The 17,871-nt window shown below is 70.4% G+C and carries 18 protein-coding genes, 1 other RNA gene and 1 pseudogene; 10 read left to right on the top strand and 10 right to left on the bottom strand.

Annotated elements, in window-relative coordinates; genetic code table 11:
• Positions 1-11: 11 nt before the first annotated feature.
• The 6 genes from NKG96_RS02145 to NKG96_RS02120 all read right to left on the bottom strand — a co-directional run bounded on the left by NKG96_RS02145 (position 12) and on the right by NKG96_RS02120 (position 6,293).
• Complete coding sequence (locus NKG96_RS02145) at positions 12-182, bottom strand: hypothetical protein (protein WP_254536815.1); 171 nt, start codon at positions 180-182, stop codon at positions 12-14.
• Positions 183-480: 298 nt separating this feature from the next.
• Entirely contained in the window at positions 481-1,560 is a 1,080-nt protein-coding gene (locus NKG96_RS02140) for a zinc-dependent metalloprotease family protein (protein WP_254536814.1), read from the bottom strand.
• Between the two features lie 67 nt (positions 1,561-1,627).
• Positions 1,628-2,024, bottom strand: an RNA gene (gene rnpB / locus NKG96_RS02135) — RNase P RNA component.
• A gap of 39 nt (positions 2,025-2,063) precedes the next feature.
• On the bottom strand, positions 2,064-3,212 hold the full coding sequence (locus tag NKG96_RS02130; protein WP_254536813.1) for a nicotinate phosphoribosyltransferase: 1,149 nt from the start codon (positions 3,210-3,212) through the stop codon (positions 2,064-2,066).
• A 63-nt stretch (positions 3,213-3,275) separates the two neighbouring features.
• Entirely contained in the window at positions 3,276-4,598 is a 1,323-nt protein-coding gene (locus NKG96_RS02125; protein WP_254536812.1) for an Hvo_1808 family surface protein, read from the bottom strand.
• A 3-nt stretch (positions 4,599-4,601) separates the two neighbouring features.
• The gene (locus tag NKG96_RS02120; protein ID WP_254536811.1) at positions 4,602-6,293 is read right to left on the bottom strand and encodes an Hvo_1808 family surface protein; all 1,692 of its coding nucleotides are present in this window, start codon (positions 6,291-6,293) and stop codon (positions 4,602-4,604) included.
• Positions 6,294-6,459: 166 nt separating this feature from the next.
• Here NKG96_RS02120 and NKG96_RS02115 point away from each other — a divergent pair, with 166 nt between their 5' ends.
• On the top strand, positions 6,460-6,708 hold the full coding sequence (locus tag NKG96_RS02115) for a hypothetical protein (protein ID WP_254536810.1): 249 nt from the start codon (positions 6,460-6,462) through the stop codon (positions 6,706-6,708).
• Positions 6,709-6,773: 65 nt separating this feature from the next.
• On the top strand, positions 6,774-7,346 hold the full coding sequence (locus NKG96_RS02110) for a cysteine hydrolase family protein (protein WP_254536809.1): 573 nt from the start codon (positions 6,774-6,776) through the stop codon (positions 7,344-7,346).
• A 1-nt stretch (position 7,347) separates the two neighbouring features.
• Here NKG96_RS02110 and NKG96_RS02105 read toward each other — a convergent pair whose 3' ends face one another.
• Both NKG96_RS02105 and NKG96_RS02100 read right to left on the bottom strand, forming a co-directional pair.
• Positions 7,348-7,881: an Ig-like domain-containing protein gene (locus NKG96_RS02105; RefSeq protein WP_254536808.1), complete on the bottom strand. Its 534-nt coding sequence runs from the start codon at positions 7,879-7,881 to the stop codon at positions 7,348-7,350.
• A 47-nt stretch (positions 7,882-7,928) separates the two neighbouring features.
• Complete coding sequence (locus NKG96_RS02100; RefSeq protein ID WP_254536807.1) at positions 7,929-8,387, bottom strand: PaaI family thioesterase; 459 nt, start codon at positions 8,385-8,387, stop codon at positions 7,929-7,931.
• 224 nt (positions 8,388-8,611) lie between these two features.
• On the opposite strand from NKG96_RS02100, the gene NKG96_RS02095 reads away from it, so the two are divergent.
• Positions 8,612-10,132, top strand: a complete 1,521-nt coding sequence (locus NKG96_RS02095; protein WP_254536806.1) for a hypothetical protein — start codon at positions 8,612-8,614, stop codon at positions 10,130-10,132.
• A 73-nt stretch (positions 10,133-10,205) separates the two neighbouring features.
• Here the strand turns inward: NKG96_RS02095 and NKG96_RS02090 are convergent, their stop codons facing one another.
• Positions 10,206-11,087, bottom strand: a complete 882-nt coding sequence (locus NKG96_RS02090; RefSeq protein WP_254536805.1) for a hypothetical protein — start codon at positions 11,085-11,087, stop codon at positions 10,206-10,208.
• A gap of 239 nt (positions 11,088-11,326) precedes the next feature.
• Here NKG96_RS02090 and NKG96_RS02085 point away from each other — a divergent pair, with 239 nt between their 5' ends.
• From NKG96_RS02085 to NKG96_RS20995, 4 genes and pseudogenes are all read left to right on the top strand, one after another.
• Complete coding sequence (locus NKG96_RS02085; RefSeq protein ID WP_254536804.1) at positions 11,327-11,866, top strand: hypothetical protein; 540 nt, start codon at positions 11,327-11,329, stop codon at positions 11,864-11,866.
• 50 nt (positions 11,867-11,916) lie between these two features.
• Positions 11,917-12,372, top strand: a complete 456-nt coding sequence (locus NKG96_RS02080) for a MaoC family dehydratase (RefSeq protein ID WP_254536803.1) — start codon at positions 11,917-11,919, stop codon at positions 12,370-12,372.
• A 292-nt stretch (positions 12,373-12,664) separates the two neighbouring features.
• Positions 12,665-13,621, top strand: a complete 957-nt coding sequence (locus NKG96_RS02075) for a 3-hydroxyacyl-CoA dehydrogenase family protein (RefSeq protein ID WP_254536802.1) — start codon at positions 12,665-12,667, stop codon at positions 13,619-13,621.
• 60 nt (positions 13,622-13,681) lie between these two features.
• Positions 13,682-14,135 (top strand): annotated as a pseudogene (locus tag NKG96_RS20995) (DUF4385 family protein).
• On the opposite strand, the gene NKG96_RS02060 reads toward NKG96_RS20995, so the two are convergent.
• Positions 14,132-15,028, bottom strand: coding sequence for a DUF8155 domain-containing protein (locus NKG96_RS02060; protein ID WP_254536801.1), 897 nt, complete (start codon positions 15,026-15,028; stop codon positions 14,132-14,134). The pseudogene NKG96_RS20995 and the gene NKG96_RS02060 sit on opposite strands and share 4 nt — an antisense overlap.
• A 50-nt stretch (positions 15,029-15,078) precedes the next feature.
• Here NKG96_RS02060 and NKG96_RS02055 point away from each other — a divergent pair, with 50 nt between their 5' ends.
• The 3 genes from NKG96_RS02055 to NKG96_RS02045 all read left to right on the top strand — a co-directional run bounded on the left by NKG96_RS02055 (position 15,079) and on the right by NKG96_RS02045 (position 17,793).
• Positions 15,079-15,753, top strand: a complete 675-nt coding sequence (locus NKG96_RS02055; protein ID WP_254536800.1) for a lipoate--protein ligase family protein — start codon at positions 15,079-15,081, stop codon at positions 15,751-15,753.
• A 197-nt stretch (positions 15,754-15,950) separates the two neighbouring features.
• A complete protein-coding gene (locus tag NKG96_RS02050) occupies positions 15,951-17,246 on the top strand; it encodes a dihydroorotase (RefSeq protein ID WP_254536799.1) in 1,296 nt (431 codons plus the stop codon).
• A gap of 85 nt (positions 17,247-17,331) precedes the next feature.
• Positions 17,332-17,793 (top strand): DUF7529 family protein, encoded by a 462-nt coding sequence (locus NKG96_RS02045; protein ID WP_254536798.1) that lies wholly within the window; start codon positions 17,332-17,334, stop codon positions 17,791-17,793.
• Positions 17,794-17,871: the final 78 nt, after the last annotated feature.

Genomic DNA, 17,871 nt, shown 5'->3' with positions numbered 1-17,871 from the left:
CTCGTCACACTCTATCCCTCGAAGAGTGCCACCCACAGGAGGCGGGCGACGACGCCCACCCCCACGAGTCCGAACGCCAGTTCGGGGGCGACCCAGCCCGCGCCGACGAGGACGCCCCCACCGAGAGCGGCGAGAGCGAGGGTGCTCCGGTGGTCGAATGTCCGCTCCTCCCCCCGACTCACCGAAGGAGGCGAAGGGGACGACGGTAGTTCGCTCGCCGTCGCTCGTGACGACGGAGGGCAGATGCAACAGCGCGAGTCTCCTGCCGAACGGCACGACCGAGAACAGCACGACGACGAGGCCGGCCGACTCGAACTCGCCGCGTGCGACGAACGAGACGACCAGCGCGGCAATCGCACCGGTGACGCCGACGGGCACCCCGCCGAGGAGGCAGACGGCGACGGTCCGGAGGGCTCGGCGGAGGGGACCACACGGGAACTGACAGTCAGCGGAAGAAGAGCGGTTCGGGGGCCGGGCGGGTCAGGCCCACCACTCGCCGCGGCGTTCGCCGAACGTCGAGGTCTCCCGGAGCGGTTCGGGCAGTTCCTCGCCTTCGAGACCCATCCCCTGTCCGAGCCAGCGGGCGACGTGCCACGCGACGGCGTCGGTGTCGAGGTCCGTGAGCGTGATTTCGAGGCGGGTGTACGTCTCCAGCGCGCCGTCGCCGTCGGGATCGAGGCCCGCGATGGCCCCGCAGGACCCCGGCCCGGGTTGACAGGGCGACTCCTCGCTGAACCGGACCACGACGTCGGCCTCTTCCGGCGAGCGCGCCCGGACGAACGACACCTCCTCGGGCACCGTCCCCTCGGCCCCGTCCTCGAAGTAGCCGAGGGCGGCGTCGACCTGCCGGCGGGTCTCGGTCAGGTCGTCCGGGGGCACCGTGGCGGTGTCGACGTACACCGAGAGCGTCGAGCGGTTCCACGGGAGCGCCTTCTCGCTCGCGTTCCGCTGGGGGAGCGTCGTCAGCACCGACCGGGCGTTCATCACGTCCGCGGGGGCGTCGTCGTGGCCGAGGCCGAGCGTGTGACCCAACTCGTGTTGCAGGACGAGGACCGTCGAGTCGTCGGAGAAGCCGCTGCGGACCCGGACCGTGACGGGACGGTCGACGGGGCCGGCGGTGACGAGGGGAGCACAGCCGGCGACGTGGTCCTCGCGGCCGCACTCGTCGACCGACTCGACGAACCTGACGAGGAGGTCCGCGTCCTCGGCGTCGGACACGAGGCGGTACTCGACGGAGTAGCCGACGTACCGGCGGTCGTTCGCCTCCCAGAAGTCCAGCGCCTCGCGGACCAGCGGTCGGAAGTCCCGTCCAGTGTCGGCCTCGTCGCTGATGGCGACGGTCAGCGTCTCCTCCTCGTAGGGGTTGGGCCGTGGGACGGCGGTCCCGGTGGGACCGACCGTCGCGCCCGCCGTCGTCTCGATGGCCCGTTCGTCGGTCGTGGGCGGGGCCGGGGTCGGACTCGACTCGTCGGCGAAGGGCGGGCCGTCGGGGAGCGACGGAATCGCGGCGCACCCGCTCAGAACGACGAGACAGACCAGCAGGAGGGCGCGGCGGCTCATCTATTCGGGAGGTAGTGAGCGACGGAGCAATACTGTTGTGGCGCGGTCGCTCGTCGGGAGAGAGTGTGGCTGCGGGCCGTAAGCCCCCTTCTGTTCTAACCGGCATTCGGCTGAGCGCCCGCGGCGGTCCCGTTCGGGAGCCGAGTCGTCTCGGCGGCCGGGCTACCTTACCGACCGCGGGCTTGCACCGGTGAGGATTCGCCGTTCCATCCGTTCTCCCCGTTAGCGCGCCTGCTGGCGCGAGCGTGCCCGCTGGCACGGGGTCGCTCGGCGGGTCAACTCCCCCTCGTCTCCTCGGGGTTCGCACGCCTCATCGCTGGCGGGGAGGGGTCTCGTTTCTGTTCCAGTGCCGACGGTCTCCCGTCCCGGGCTTGCGCCCGGTCACCTGCCCGGCCGGTGGGGGGACTTTCCTCGTGCGCGTGCCTGCTGGCACGTCTGTCCACGGCGGCCGGTCACCCGCTGCCACACCCGAAGTAGTCGGCAGGCGTCCAAAGGTCGTTCGGTTACTCGTCTTCCGCGCCGAACCCGACGAGTTCGGCGTCCTCGGCCGCCCGGTCGGCCGCCGCGTCCACGTCGAACTCGCGGATCACCTCGCCGTCCCGGACGAGGGGTTCCATGAGGTCCTCGGCGCCGTCGGGGGCGGCCTCGTCGACCGGGCGGACCTCGTGGCGGCCGTCGGCGGTGCGGTAGACCGACTTGACGCCGGGAAGTTTGCCTCGTTTGGCGGCCGGTTCGCTCTCGCGTTCGACGATGTCCAGCGCGAAGTCGACGGGGTCGGCGTTCGAGACGTAGCCTCCGACACCGAAGCCGTCGGCCACGTCGCGCAACTCGCGGAGTTCGGCGGGGCCGAGACCGCCCGAGAGGAAGACGTCGAGGTCGTCGAACCCCTCCTCGTCGAGTTTCCAGCGCACCTCGCGGACGATGTGGCGGAAGTCCCCGCGTCGGGAGCCAGTGGTGTCGAGGCGGACGCCGTCGAGGTCCGTTATCGCCCGCGCCGCCCGGAGGCTCTCGTCGGTCTCGTCGGTGTAGGTGTCACAGAGCGCGATTCGGGGCGTCTCGGGCGGCGAGGCCTCGTCGAAGGCCCGCCACGCCGCCTCCTGTTCGCCGGGACCGAAGCAGATGACCAGCGCGTGGGGCATCGTCCCGCTGGCGTCTCGGCCCAACTGCTCGCCCGCCGCGACGTGTGAGAAGCCGTCGAACCCCGCGATGAGCGCCGACCGCTCGACCATCGTGGCGATGGACGGGTGGACGTGGCGCGCGCCGAACGAGAGCAACGACGAGTCGGGGGCGGCCCGTCGCGCCCGGAGGGCGTTCGTCGCGACGCCGCTCGCGTGCGAGAGAAAGCCCAGCAGGGCCGTCTCGTAGCGCGCGAAGTCGGTGTACGTCCCCTCGATTCGCATGACCGGGCCGCCGTCGAACAGGGTCCCCTCGGGGAGGGCGTCGGCGTCGACGGGGAGGCCCTCCAGCAGGTGGGCGGCGTCCTTCAGACCGGCGAGGAGTTCGAACTCGCCGGTGGGAAACTGGTCGGCCGTGACCTCCGCGACGACGTGCGGGTCGCGGTCGGCGGCCGCCAGTGCCTCGACCGTCCGGTCGAAGTAGGCGTCCGTGGCCCGCCCCTCGCGGATGGCGTCGGCGGAGACGATGTCGAACATACCCCGAGTAGACGGGGCCGCTCCAAAAATGGAGGTAGTTCGCCCCGCGGGCCTCGCACACCCTCACTCGCGGGCGTGGACCCGGTCGAGGGCGTCCGTCGTGGGCGCGTTGACGATGGTGACCGTCGTCCCCTCGCGCGTCACGCGGAAGGCGTCGGCGTAGCCCCCCTCCGGGATGACGTACACGTCACCGTCGCGGGTGGCGTTGTACGTCGCGAGCAGGTCGCGGTAGCCCGCGAGGAACACCCGGGCGTTCTCGGGGGTGTCCCACTCCGTCTTCCAGACGTAGCCGTACTCGGTCGCCCCGCCCTCGTCCAGTCGGTACGGGACGAGTCGGTCGCCGGCCCACCCCGCCGACAGTGGGTGGGAGTAGTTGTACGTCGCGTGGTCCTCGCCGACGACGCCGGTCTGCGAGAAGGTGACGTAGATCGACGCCTCCCCGAGCGTCTGCGTCGGGTGGTCGACGTCGAAGCGCTCCCACCCGCCCGAGGTGCGGTCCTCGACGGTCACCTCGACGGGAGCCTCCGCGCCGTACTTCTCGGGGTGGATGGTCTGTTCGGTGCTCGCGGGGAAGTCCTCGTAGGCGTCGTTCACCGCCTCCCAGCCGCCCCGCTCGCGAAGCGAGTCGACGAACCGCGGACCGATCACGTACGGGTGGATCGCCGTCTGGTAGATGCCCTCGACGAAGCCGTCCGGCCGGGTCGCCCCGGACTGGTTCAGGAGGGCGAGGCAGGACCACTCCGACTCGCAGCGCTCCGCGTAGCGCGCCTCGACGTAGTTGGCGTCGCCCTCGACGAGGCCGTTGCGCGCGAGGTTCCCGTCGCGGGTGGGGCGGTTCGGCCCGAGGCTGAGTCGCTGGTCCTGCAGGGCGTGGACGAGTTCGTGGGCCAGCGTGCGCGGGTCGAGCGTCGGCGTCTCGCTGTCGCTGACGATGACGATGTTCCCGTTGCGCGAGTAGAACCCGAGCACCGCGGATCCGAACACCGTCTCGCGGGCCTCCGCCGCGTCCCGCGTCTCGCCGACGACGAACGACGCCTCCCAGACGACGTCCTCGAAGGCGCGGCGCGCGGCGTCCGTCTCCCCGCCGCCGCGCGACTCGCGGTACTCCTCGCGGGTCACGAGGCGGACGGGGACCGACTCCCGGAACTCGAGGTCGCGGATGAGTTCGACGCGGGCCATCGAGCGGGCGACGACGGCCTCGCGTTCGCTCTCGTTCAGACCGTCGTCCTCGGTGACGGGGAGGCTGGCGTTCGCGGCGTAGCCGTTCTCCCACCCCAGCCGGTCGTTCGGGTCCTCGCGGAGACCGAACGGCGGCAGGCTACAGCCAGCGAGGACGAGCAGTGCCGCGAGGGCGACGGCGAGTGCGGGACGACGAGCGAGGGACATCCCTCAGTCGCGTCGGGTTCGCGTGCGGGCGAACAGTGCTGCGACGAGGAGGGCGACGACGGCGGCGACGACGCCGAAGCCGGGGCCGTCACCCGTCGAGGCGTCCTCGTCGGACGTGTCCTCGCCGGCGTCGGACGTGCCGGCGGTCCCGTTTGTCCCGTTCGTGACGTTCGTGCCGTTCGGCACCTCCTGCACCTCGATGCGGTCGTCGACGCCCGACAATGAGTCGACGGTCGGCGCGTTGACGATGGTGGTCGTGTTGCCCTCGACCATCACGTGGACGGCGTCGCCGTAGCCGCCCGAGTCGGGCAGGACGTAGGTGTCCTCGCCCACCCGCTCGGCACCGCGGTAGTCCAGCAACTGCCGGTAGCCGGTGTAGAACTCCTCTGCGTCATCGGGGGAGTCCCAGGCGAGCTTCCAGACGTAGCCCGTCTCGTTGGTGTCGGCGGAACCGTTGGTGACGTACGGGAGCAGTTTGTCCCCGTCCCACCCCGCGCTGTACTGGCTGGTGTAGTTGTACGGGTCGAGCGGGTTGATTTCGCCTGCGCCGTTACGGTTGAAGAACGAGGCAGCGGGGATGATCTGTGTCTGCCCCTGCGTCTCGAGAGCAGGGTACATGAACATCGAGAAGACACCCGCCTCGCCGAACTCGGCGTAGTCGAGCGAGTCCGGCAGGTCGAGGGGTTCCCACGACTCGTTCGAGCGGTCTTCGATGCGAATCGGCGTGGGGGCATCCTCGCCGTACTTCTTGGGGTGGATGGTCTGTTCCGTGCTCGCGGGCGGGTTCTCGTAGACGGCGTTGACCGCCTCCCAGCCGCCCCGTTCGTGGAGTTGCTTGACGAACGGCGGGCCGTCGCTGTAGGGCTGGTAGACCAGCAGATAGAGGCCGATGTTGGCGAGTTGGCCGCCACCGGTACCGTTGGTGGGGGTGTCCTGGAGACACTCGCCCCAGTAGCCCTCCGCACCCTCGTTGAGTTCACAGCGCTGCTGGTAGAGGTAGTCGACGTAGTTGCCGTCACCCTCGACGATGCCGTCGATGGCGTTGTGCTTCTCGCGGGTGGACTGGTTGAACGACGTGAGGTCGTACTGCTGGTCCTGGAGCGCGTGGAACAGTTCCTGGGCGAGTGTCACCTCGCTCAACTGCGGCGAGGTGGTGTTGTCCGAGACGACGACGATGCGCTTCTCGGCCGGCGAGTAGTAGCCGCCGACGCTCGCGCCCTGATTGGCCTCCTGGACGGCGACGGCGTCGGTGGTCTCGTTGACCATGAACAGCACCTCGTACTTCACGTTCTGGTGGAGGCTGTTCTCGATGGAAACGTTGCTGTAGCCCTCGCGGTTCTGCTCGCGGAACTCAGCCCGCGAGAGGATGTCGACGGGGACCGTGGACTCGAACTCCAGTTGGCGCACCTCCTCGACGCGCGCCATCGAGCGGGCGACGACGGCGTCGAGTTCCGTCTGGTTGAGGCCGTCGCCGGAGTTCACGGCGACGGATTCGTTGTACCAGTAGCCGTTCTCCCACCCGAGGACGTCCCGTTCGGGGTCTGGCGGGGCGCTGGACTGGGTGGCGGGCGCGTCGGTGTCGGTCGGTGCGGCCGGGGCGGCGGCAGTCGGTGCGGCCGCGGACTGGAGGGCCACCGCCGGCGTGACGACCGACAGCACCACCAGCGCGACCACGACGAGCGCGGGGCGTCGCATACACCCCACCTGCGGGACCCTCGGTTAAAGGTCCGACCCTTGACCCCGCTGCACACGGGGCGTGTGGCCAATGATCGACCCACACGCGACCGGGGGCCGCGCCGGCCCCGAACCCCCAAACGGTATCCGGGTTCTGTCCGAACACACGCGACAGAGACCGACCCCTATGATCGACTCGACCGACCCGGACCGCGAGGGGAACGGCTGTGAACTCCTCGTCTCGGGACGCCCACACGAGGCCAGTCCGTGTACCAACGGCACGCTGTCGGCGGACGACTACACCCGATGTCGGAACAGGGCCGTCGGCGAGTTCCGTGTGTGCCCCGACCAGGGTGGCGAGGTGGTCGTCCGACTGTGCAGGGCCCACCGGGAGGAGTACGCGGAACACGTCGCGGGGACACCCACCGAACAGTAGTCGAGGGCGACCGACGGGGCACCCCGGGAGGTCCGTTTATCACCCGTCACCACCTGTCACCAGTCATGCAATTCGACCCCGACAGCACCGCGGCCGTGGTCGTCGACATGCAGAACGGCTTCTGTCACCCGGAGGGGAGCCTCTACGCGTCCGACAGCGAGGCGGCCATCGACCCCGTCGCCGACCTCCTCGCGCGGGTTCGGGACGCCGGCGCGCACGTCGTCTTCACGCGCGACGTCCACCCACCCGAGCAGTTCGAGGGCAACCACTACTACGACGAGTTCGAGCGCTGGGGCGAACACGTCGTGGAGGGGACGTGGGAGACCGACATCGTGGACGGACTGGAGGTCCGCCCCGACGACCACGTCGTCACGAAACACACCTACGACGCCTTCTACCAGACGGACCTGGAGGGGTGGCTGAACGCCCACGGGATTCACGACCTGCTCATCTGCGGGACGCTCGCGAACGTCTGCGTCCTCCACACCGCCGGGAGCGCGGGCCTGCGCGACTTCCGGCCAGTCGTCGTCGAGGACTGCGTGGGGTTCATCGAACCCGGCCACCGCGACTACGCACTGGAGCACGCGGACTGGCTGTTCGGCGAGGTGCGCGAACACGCGGACGTCGAGTTCGCGTGAGTCAGCAGACGCTGTAGGTCACGACGAACTCCCCCTCGGGCGTGAACGCGACGAGGACGTTCCCGTAGCACTCGGTCGTCCGGACGAGCACCGACTTCGACTGCCCGTCGTGGGTCGCCCGGACCGTGAACGCCCGAATCTCGCCGCTCGCCAGCGACGAGAAGTCGAAGGCGTCGCGCCCCTCGTAGGGACCGAGGTCGTACGTCTCCTCGTGGACGACGGCGCCGTCCTCCGCCGTGACACGAATCGAGACGCGCCGGGACTCGTCGCGGTCGTTCTCCAGGCGGACGACGTGGTCGTAGCTCACCCGCTGGTCGGCGTGGACGCGCGTCCGGGTGGGGTCCGGGTGGGGCGTCGTCGTCGCGTTCGGGTCCGGCGAAGGGGTCGGTGTCGGCGTCATCGTGGCCGACTGGGTCGGAGAGGAGTCGCCGTCCGAGTCGTCGCCGAGACACCCGGCGAGCGCCAGCGTCGAGGCCGACGAGAGCGCCCCCGCGAGTCGTCGGAGGGCGTCACGTCTGGTGGAGGGTGGGACCATGGGAGACAGTCTTCCCGAGGGACACGTAGTTCCTCCGGAGGGTCAAATCAGCCCTGAAAGAGTCGGTACGCGCCCTGCCCGACCGCGACGGGACGTTCGCCCTCGTTCGGCGTCTCGCTGGTCACGGTCACCTGACTGACGCCGACGCTCCCGCCCGTGCGGATGACCTCTGCGGTGGCGGTCATGTCGCCCGCGGCCCGCCGGAGGTAGTTCACGTTCAGGTTGATGGTGGCGACGCCCCCCTGGATGGGGTCGTCGATGGTCGTCCGGAGGGCGACGCCGCCCGCGGTGTCGATGAGGGTGGCCGCGATGCCACCGTGCATCGTCGGGGGCGACGTGGGGTTGGTCAACTTCTCGTCGAAGGGGACGCGGAGCGTCACCCCTCCCTCGTCCAGGTCCTCGACGGTCGTGCCGAGCCACGAGAGATAGCCGTGTTCCTCCTCGATGAACCGCTGGAGGAGGTCTCGCGCGCCCGCGAACGGGTCGGAATCGGAGTCGTCCGGCATACCCCCCCTTGGCCGGAGGTGCGTTTGTACCCGGCGATCGGTGGCTCCGGGAACCGCAACGTGACCGCCGCTGCCGACCGCATCGGGCCGCCTCGTGGCAGGTGAGACGTCGTATCCGGGTAACGACAACGCCCCGAGAGACATGAGAAATAGTGTGTAACATATGTAAAATTGGAGAACTGTTATGAGATATTATCATACAGGTGAAATACAGGTTCGAAGATATGTACGACAAGTTACTGTTCAGGAGGGGGTTCGTGCTCTTCGAGGACGGGTGCGGCGTCGACGTACCGTCCCGAATCGAGGACTGGGGGAGGGAACGGTTCGGTCGGTACGTCCTCCGCACCCATCCCGACCTCCGGTACTCGGCGGTGGAGACGGGCGGTACGAGCGTGGGAATCAGCGGACGGGTCTTCGACCCGGTCGGCGGCGTCGCGGATACGGACACCATCCTCGCGACCCTCGCTCGGCGGCTGGGAGAGTCCGACGACCGGTTCTTCGACTATCTCGACCGCCTCAGCGGCAGGTTCGTCCTGCTCGCCGAGGCGGGAGAGCGGGCGTTCGCACTCCAGGACGCGACGGGGAACCACGCGCTGTTCTACGACGACGACGACCCCGAGCGCTGCGTCCTCGCGACCCATCCCGGACTCGTCGCGGAGATGGGGGGCTACCGACCGACGGGCGGGGCGGCGGCGATTCGGAGCGCCGACGCGCCCTGGTTCCCGGGCGCCGCGACCCCGTACGCGGAGGTCAAACTGCTGACCCCGAACACGCTGCTCACGCTCCCCGAGAACGCGGTCAGGCGGTTCTTCCCGCGCGAGCGACTCCCCGAGAACCCGCTGACCGACGACCTGGTCGCCGACGTGGCCGACGTCTTCCGCACGTCTGTGGAGTTGCTCGACCGTGACAACGACCTGTCGCTGTCGCTGTCCGCCGGACTCGACAGTCGGTTGAGCCTCGCCGCGACCCGGGACGTCTCCGACGACGTGTACTACACCACCTGGGTGACCGGCGACGGCGACGAGGAGGTGGCGACCGTCGAGGAACTCTCCGAGAACGTGGGTGTCGAGTACACCCCCACCGACCTGTCGGAGACCCCCGACGACTCGTTCGCGGACTGCTTCACGACGAACACCGCAGGCATGTCGCGTCCGAACCGATGTCGGAACGCCTACAACCTCTTCCACCGGCGTCGACCCGCCGAGGGCACGGTCGGAATCAGGTCGAACGTCGCCGAGATAGCGAGGACGTTCTACCGGGACCGGTTCCGGTTCCTCCCGGACGAGGTGGACGCGGAGGTTCTGGCGAAGCTCTACGGCTTCGAGTCCCAGACCGCCTACGTCCAGGCGATGTACGAGGACTTCATCGACAGGGCCGAGTTCCCGCGGGGGGACGTCCACGGGTACGACGTCTACGACCTGTTCTACTGGGAGTGCCGAATCGGCTGCTGGCTCTCGCTGTGGTTCCTCGAGACGAGTATCGCCCAGGAGGAGATATCGCTGTTCAACAACAGGTATCTGCTGAAGAAGATGCTGTCGGTGGAGTACGAACACCGTCGGAGCAACGAACTCTTCTACCGAGTCATCGGGGAACTGTGGCCCGAGTGCCTCGACATCCCGGTCAACCCGCACGAGGAGCCGAGTATCGAGGGGATGGAGCGGGTCGACCGGTTCCTCTCCGGGATGATGTTCAGGGCACCGACGCCGGTCTACACGATGGTGCGGAACGTCCGGCGGATGACGTAGTCGGGACGTCGCCGTCCCGCGAATCGTCACCGCGGCCCTGGGGTGACGTGAGTCGGACGCCGGCCAGCGACGGTCACTCCCCAGACGAGGGGTTGTACGCGGCGTACCCCGCGGGCGTCAGGGTGTAGGCCCACCCCTCGTCGACGGGGACGACGCCGGGAAGTCGTTCGATCACCTCGAACAGCGTCGAATCGAGCCACGCTTCGCCGACGTCGCCCGCTCCGACGCCCGCCGCGGCCCGGCGGAGCGCCGCCGGTTCGCACTCTCCCCGCTGGAGTGCCGCGAGCGCCCCCGCTGCGGCCAGTCGCTCGTCGTCGGACAGGCCGAGGTCGGTCAGGGCCTCGGTGGCGCTGGCGTAGGGGTCGTCGTCCCCGGCCCCGCGGACGGCGCGCGCGAAGCGCACGTCCGCACCGGGGTCGGCGACGCCGGGCGTGCCCGTGAACCGCCAGAAGCCCGTCTCGCCACCGTCGTCGGTGGGTGCCTCGACGTACGGGACCGCGGCGAGGTGGTCGCGGACGGCGTCCCACCACACCGTCGGCGTCTCGAAGTCGAGTGGCACCTCGCTGAACACGCCGTCTCGCACCTCGGCGGCCGTCGCCCGCCCCCAGAAGCGCAGGAACGCGAAGGCGGCGCAGACGGCGTCGATGTGGTCCGCGCGGAGGTCGCGGGCCTCCAGCGCCCGGACCACGTCGGGCGGCGCGTCGAGCGAGTTGTCGCCGGTGCCGTCACCGGGACCCCCGAGGACTTGCCGGCCGCTGTCGGTGAGTGCGAACTCCCCCTCGTCTCGCTCGCGCACGAGACCGTTGTCCGTCAGGAAGGCGAGACGCTCGCCGAGCGTCGCCGGGGGGAGGTCCACCCGCCCGTCGAGGGCCGCCCGCGGGACGTCCCCCCCTCGGAGCGCCGCGAGGACGGCGAGGTCGGCGTCGGTCATCGTCGAGTCGTTGGTGTCGGTCATAGTCTGGCCCCGAGGGTCGAAGCACCGGCCGCCCGTCGGGGGACGACCGCCCGACCCAGAGCACCCCTCGTGTCAGGGAGTGACTAGGAGGCCGCCCGGGCGGATAGCTCTGCCGTCGGTCCGGGCGCGAGTGCGCCCGTGTCCGTCGGCGCTCGGACCACGGGGAGTCGCTCGACGGGCGGCGCGTCGGCAAGCAGCCGACAGATACGCGGAGAGGCTCTCGGAGAGGACGTATCAGCATGTCCCTCATCCACGCTCTCCCGCGCGTCCGTTCGGCCGACACGGACGAGTCGGACCCGGGGCGGTCCGACCGTCCCGGGTCCCGACTGCTCGCCCGCTCCGCGCTCCGGGGCACGGTCGGCGGCCTCATCGCGACGCTGGTCATGACGCTCTACCGGGCACCGGTCTTCCGGACGCTCCCCCCGACGGCCGAGGTCTGGGCGAAGTACGTGGCCGGCGGCGAGGCCGAGGACCACCAGGGGGTCGGCCTCCTCCTGCACCTCCTCTACGGGACCGTCGCAGGGGCGCTGTTCGGGCCGGTGTTCCACTCGCTCGACGGCCGCACCCCCCTCTCGCGGGACCACCTCGGCGCCGCCGGCGGCCTCGCGTTCGGCCTCCTGCTGTCGGCGTTCGGCTCCCGCGTCCTCATGCCGTACGTCGCCGGGACGGCCCTCGACGACGACGAACGGCTGGTGTTTCACGTCGGCCACGTCGTCTACGGACTGACCCTCGGGACGTGGGTGGCGACGCGCCGGCGCATGGGCGAGGTGTACGACTGAGCGGACGGCCTGCGCGCAAGCTATTTCCCTCCGTTGACCGACCACGAGCTATGCAGTACTACGAGGACATCGAGGTCGGTGCCGTCCACGAACTGGGGAGCACGTCGGTCACGCGCGAGGAGATACTGGAGTTCGCCGAGAAGTACGACCCCCAGCCGTTCCACCTCGACGACGAGGCCGCGGAGGAGACCATCTTCGGCGGCCTCATCGCCAGCGGGTGGCAGACCGCCGGCCTCGTGATGCGCCTCCTCGTCGACGAGCACCTCAACGACTACGCGAGCATGGGCGCGCGCGGCGTCGACGAACTGCGCTGGCGCGCCCCCGTCCACCCCGGTGACACCCTCACCGCGGAACTGGAGTTCCTCGAGAAGCGCCCCTCCGAGAGCAACCCCCGCATCGGCCACGTCGAGAGCCGAATCAGCGCCCGCAACGGCGACGACGAGGAGGTCATCTCCTGGGTCGGCCTCGCGATGTACGAACGTCGGGACCACGCCGAGGACGCGTAGCCCCGCCGACGAGGCTACACCTATCGCCGCCGGCACCGGGTCGGGCGACAGGTGTAGCCACCAGAGAGGTGGGCGACGGGCACTGCCGTACCGATGCGGGACGAGACCCACGGAGGACCCCGCCCTCCGTCGTCGGACACCGACTCCCTCGGGGGAACTTCGCTCATCGACACCCGGCGGGTGCGCCCGCCACCCGCACTCCATCACCGGCCGCCGTCCGACCGGCCGACCTCCACCTTCACGCCCGCCAGCCACGGGCGAGGCTTTTGGCGTCCGTCGCCAACGACCAGTCGTGACCGACAGTGCACCCCCCATCGACCGCGTCGCCGTCGTCGGCGCGGGGACGATGGGCTACGGACTGGCCGTCCAGTGCGCCCTCGAAGGATGCGTGGTGACGCTCACTGACCACCGCGAGGCGAACCTCGACCGCGCCGCGGAGCGTGTCGGGGCCGCCGTGGAGTTCCTCTCGGAGGCGGGTCGGACCGGCAGGCGCCCCGAGTCGGTGCTCGGCACCATCGGCGGGACGACGGACCGCGCGGACGCCGTCGCCGATGCCGGCATCGTCCTCGAAACCGTCAGCGAGGACCTCGCGGTCAAACGCGAGGTGGTGGGCGACGTGGCCGCCCACGCGCCCGACGACGCGATTCTCGCCTCGAACACCTCGGGGCTCCCCGTCACCGCGCTCGCAGAGGGCGTCCCCGACGCCGCGGACCGCGTCGTCGGCTGTCACTGGTGGAACCCGCCGTACCTCCTCCGACCCGTCGAAGTCGTCCGCGGCGAGGCGACGAGCGACCGGACGGTCGAGCGAACCCGAGCGTTCGTGGAGAGCGTGGACCGCGACCCGGTCCTCGTCGAACGCGACGTCCCCGGCTTCGTCTGGAACCGCGTGCAGTTCGCCGTCCTCCGGGAGTGTGCGCACCTCGTCCGCGAGGGCGTCGCCAGCGTCGAGGACGTGAACCGGGCGGTCCGCGACGGCTACGCCCGCCGCACCGCCGTCGTCGGCCCGTTCGAGACGGTCGACCTCGCGGGGCTGGAGCTGTTCGCCACCATCGCGTCGGACCTCTACCCGCACCTCGCGGACGACGACGGGCCCGGCACGGAGTTCGCAGAGCGCATCGACGCGGGGAAGACCGGCGTCCGTGCCGGCGAGGGGTTCTTCGCGTACGACGAGAGCGAGGACGCGGTGGTGGAACGGCGCGACGAGCGACTGGCCGACCTCGCGGAACTGCTGGACGACGAGGAGGAGTGAGCCGGCAACCCGTGCCGCCGGGCGGGGAGTGACCCGTCGGTCGGCCCTCTCTCACCCCACATGACCGACGAGGACGACGACCCGGAGTACGACATCGACGTCCGCGCGAACCCGGAGCAGTACGAAATCGGGCGCGGCGAGGAAGGGGTGTTCAAGGTCGAACCCCACAAGTCCGAACTCCTGCCGCTGTGGGGCTACGCCGACCGCGAGACCGCAGACGAGTCCGGCGAAGCCATCTACCGGAAGTTCCGCGAGTACCGCGAGGGGGGAGACGTTCCGGGGATGGATATGGCCCGCAAGTACCTCCAGATGGGCTACACGCGGGCGATGCGCTACGCGCGCTATCCCGACGGGCAAGAAGTACCTCGATTCGGGGGAAGAGCGCGACCCGGAACACTGGGCCGACCACGACAAGCGCGAGGCGGCGCTCGGCTACGAGGTCTGGTGGGGGATGGTCGAGGACGACGAGACCTATCGGGCGGCGAGGGAAGCCCACCGCGAGCGGTCGGGCTAGCTGAGGACCGTCGGGTCGTCCGTCCCCTCCACGGTCACTCGCACCTCGTCGCCCACGGCGAACCCGTGTCCCGGGGCGACGACCTTCGCGCCGAAGCGCTCGTCGCGGGCGCAGAACAGCGAGAGGCCGGTACAGCGCTCGCCGTTCGCGAACACCGCGAGGGGGTCCCACGTGACGGTCCGGTCCTCGGCGACGCCGACACGTTCGCCGAACAGGGAGACGAGGCCGTCGGGACCACCGTGCAGGCCGCCGCCGTCGTAGTGGACGAGGCCGCCGTCGAGGACGCCCACGGACCCGTCGCTGCCCTCGGCGGCGATACCGACGAAGCGTTCGCCGGGCGCGGGGTGGGTCGGTGCGTCGATGACGAGATACGTCTCGCCGGTCTCGCGGACGGTCCCGCGGCCGTCCCACGAGAGGGGTTCCACGTCGACGGCCACGTCGAGGGGGAGCGACCCGGCGGCGCGATAGGGGTTCGCGTCCGGGGCGCGAAAGCCGAGGTGGATGTGGTTGTCGACCCACGGGGCGAAGAAGCCGGCGCGGACGAGCGTGCCAAGCGAGTCGCCCACCTCGACTCGGTCGCCCGGGTCGACGCTCGGGTCGACGTGGAGCGTCCGGGCGACGGTCCCCTCGGGAACGTCGAAACCCGACGCCTCGGGGTCCACCTCGACGAGGACGAGGTGGTCCTGTTCGGCGGCGTACTCCTTCGGCGGGGCGCGGACCGAGCGGGTGTCGAGCACCTCACCCGCGACGGGCGAGGGTGCGCTGGTGGCACGGTGTGGTCCCGCCTCCGGGTACAGGTCGACGGCACAGCCGCGGTCGTGGGCGGCGTACGGCGAGTTGTACAGCGAGAAGCGCTCGTACCGTTCGAGGACGCCCTCCGACAGGGTCGGCATGGCCCCCCTACGGGCGCGGCGCTTTAGCCCCCTCGGATACCACGAGGGGTATGCGCGCACTCCGGGGGCGGGCGGGGGACATCGACGAGGACCGGGCGGTGACGCAGTCGCTCGTCGCCGACACGCGAGAGACGGGGGAACCCGCCGTCCGCGTCTGGACCCCACACCGGCAGGTCGCCTTCGGCCGCCGGGACGCCCGGAGCGATGGCTATGAGCGGGCGTGGGCCGCCGCCGAGGAGCGGGGCTTCCCGCCCTACGAACGACGGGTCGGGGGACGAGCGGTGGCCTACACGGGCAACACGCTGGCGTTCGCGCGGGTCGAACCGCTCGTCGAGATGCGCGAGGGACTGACCGCACGCTACGACGAGGCCGTCGCAGACCTCCGGGTGGCGCTCGCCGATCTCGGCGTCACCGCCGAGCGCGGCGAACCGCCCGACTCGTACTGTCCCGGCAGTCACTCGCTGTCGACAGAGGGGAAGATAGTCGGCATCGCCCAGCGAGTCCAGCGAGGGGCGGCGCTGGTGGCGGGCATTTGCGTCGTCCGCGACCACGAGGCCATCGCGACCGTGCTGGACCCCGTGTACGCAGCGCTGGACGTGCCCTTCGACCCGACGAACGTGGGGAGCGTCGCCCGCGCGGGCGGGCCCGACGACCCCGAGACGGTGGCGCGGGCTATCGAGCGGGCGCTGGCCGGCGAGGAAGTCGTCGTGGAGCGCGTCCGCTGAGGACGGGAGCGAGCAGGCGACGCCGCTCGGTGGCGTCCGCGGGACGTGGCGTCGCACTCCCACTCCCGTGGGTCCGAGGGGTGGCCCTCGCGGTGCGTCCCGCGGCGGCGGTCAGCGCACGCCGTCGGTGGTTCCGTCCTCCCTGATAAACGCTCGCGTCCGGCAGGGTTAGGGTAGCCCCCGACGGAGACGGTGGTATGCTCATCAGGGACGCGACGCTCGCGGACGGGCGGGTGCGGGACGTCCGCGTGCGCGACGGGACTATCGCGACGGTCGGCCAGCACCTCGGCGCGAGCGACGACGAGACCATCGTGGATGCCGACGGGAAACTCCTCCTGCCGGGGATGATAGACGTCCACGTCCACTTCCGCGAACCGGGGTTCTCGCACAAGGAGACGTGGGAGACGGGGAGTAAGAGCGCCGCCGCGGGCGGCGTCACCACCGTCGTCGACCAGCCGAACACCGACCCGCCAACCGTCTCGGGCGAGGCGTTCGACGGGAAGTGCGCGCTCGCCGAGCGCTCGCTCGTCGACTACGGCGTCAACGGCGGCGTCACGCCCGAGTGGGACCCCGACTCGCTGTTCGAGCGACCGCTGTTCGCCCTCGGCGAGGTGTTCCTCGCCGACTCGACGGGCGACATGGGCATCGAGGCCGACGCCTTCGCGGACGCCGTCGAACGCGCCGACGAGGCGGAGGTGCGCGTCACCGTCCACGCCGAGGACGCCGACCTGTTCGACGAGGACGCCCGCGAGCGAGACGACGCGGACGCCTGGAGCGCCTTCCGGACCGCCGAGGCAGAGGTCACTGCCGTCGAACGCGCCTGCGAGGTGGCCGACCGCGTCGGGACGCGCCTCCACATCGCCCACACGTCCACGCCAGAGGCAGTCGACCACGCCGACGGCGCGGGGATGAGCTGTGAGGTCACGCCCCATCACATCTTCCTCTCGCGAGAGGACCTCCCGGACCTCGGCACGTTCGGGCGGATGAACCCGCCGCTCAGGAGCGAGGAGCGTCGACGGGACCTGTTCGACCGGGTCGCCGACGGGACGGTCGACGTCGTCGCGACCGACCACGCCCCGCACACCCGCGCGGAGAAGGACGCGGGCATCTGGGAGGCGCCCAGCGGCGTCCCCGGCGTCGAGACGGCCCTCCCCCTCTTGCTGGAGGCCGCCCGGGTCGACGACCTGAGCTACGAGCGGGTGCGCGACCTCACCGCGCGGAACCCGGCGCGCCTGTTCGGTCTCACGAAGAAGGGCCGGATTCGGCAGGGGTACGACGCCGACCTCGTCCTCGTGGACCCCGACGCGAGCCAGGAGATACGCGCCGCCGACCTCCACACGAAGTGCGACTGGACGCCGTTCGAGGGCAGACGCGGGGTGTTCCCCGAGTGGACGATGGTCCGCGGCGAGGTCGTCTACCGCCGGGAAGGCGACGAGGAGACGTTCGGCGACCCCGTCGGACGGAACGTCCGGGCCGGGGAGACCGGCGACTGACCGGGACATCGGTCCGTCTCACCCCTCCGTCGGACCGGCGACGAGACCACGCAACCCTTTCCCCTCCGGGTCGCGGATTCTGGGTATGCGCGACGGCGACCACCCCCTCGCGGGAGCCACCGACCGCTGGGAACAGACCATCGACGACATGGCGGTCACGGCCGCCGACTACCGCGAGGCGGGCTACGAGGTGCTCGAACTCCACCCCGGGGACGTGACCGTCCGGGACGACGGGGGGTTCGACGTGCTCCTGCCCGACGACGAGTTCGCGGACCTGGAGGACCTGGTCGGCGACGCCGCCCTCTCGAAGACGGAGGTGTACTTCGCGACCGATGGCGGCGTCGCCTTCGTCCTGACCGTCGTCGCCGCCCCCGACGACGGAGTGGCCGTCTGCTGTCCGCTCTACTACGACCTCTCGAACGTCGGCGGCGTGGCCGGCCGTGAGGTCATCACGCTGTACGCCCGCCCGCTGGCGGACGACCGGTCGGTGGCGGTGCAGTTCGACGACCCGAGCCTGTTCGTCCCGCGGAGTGGCGGCGAGGAGTGAGCACAGAGACTAGTCTCGACTGGATAGTATGTCGATATACAGACTGTTCCGAAAATAGTATATATAGACGTAGTGATT

The organism is Halomarina litorea, from assembly GCF_024227715.1.
In the GTDB taxonomy this organism is placed as follows: Archaea; Halobacteriota; Halobacteria; order Halobacteriales; family Haloarculaceae; genus Halomarina; species Halomarina litorea.
Note: the sequence above shows the minus strand (reverse complement) of the source record. Positions and strands in the feature narration are given on the sequence as shown.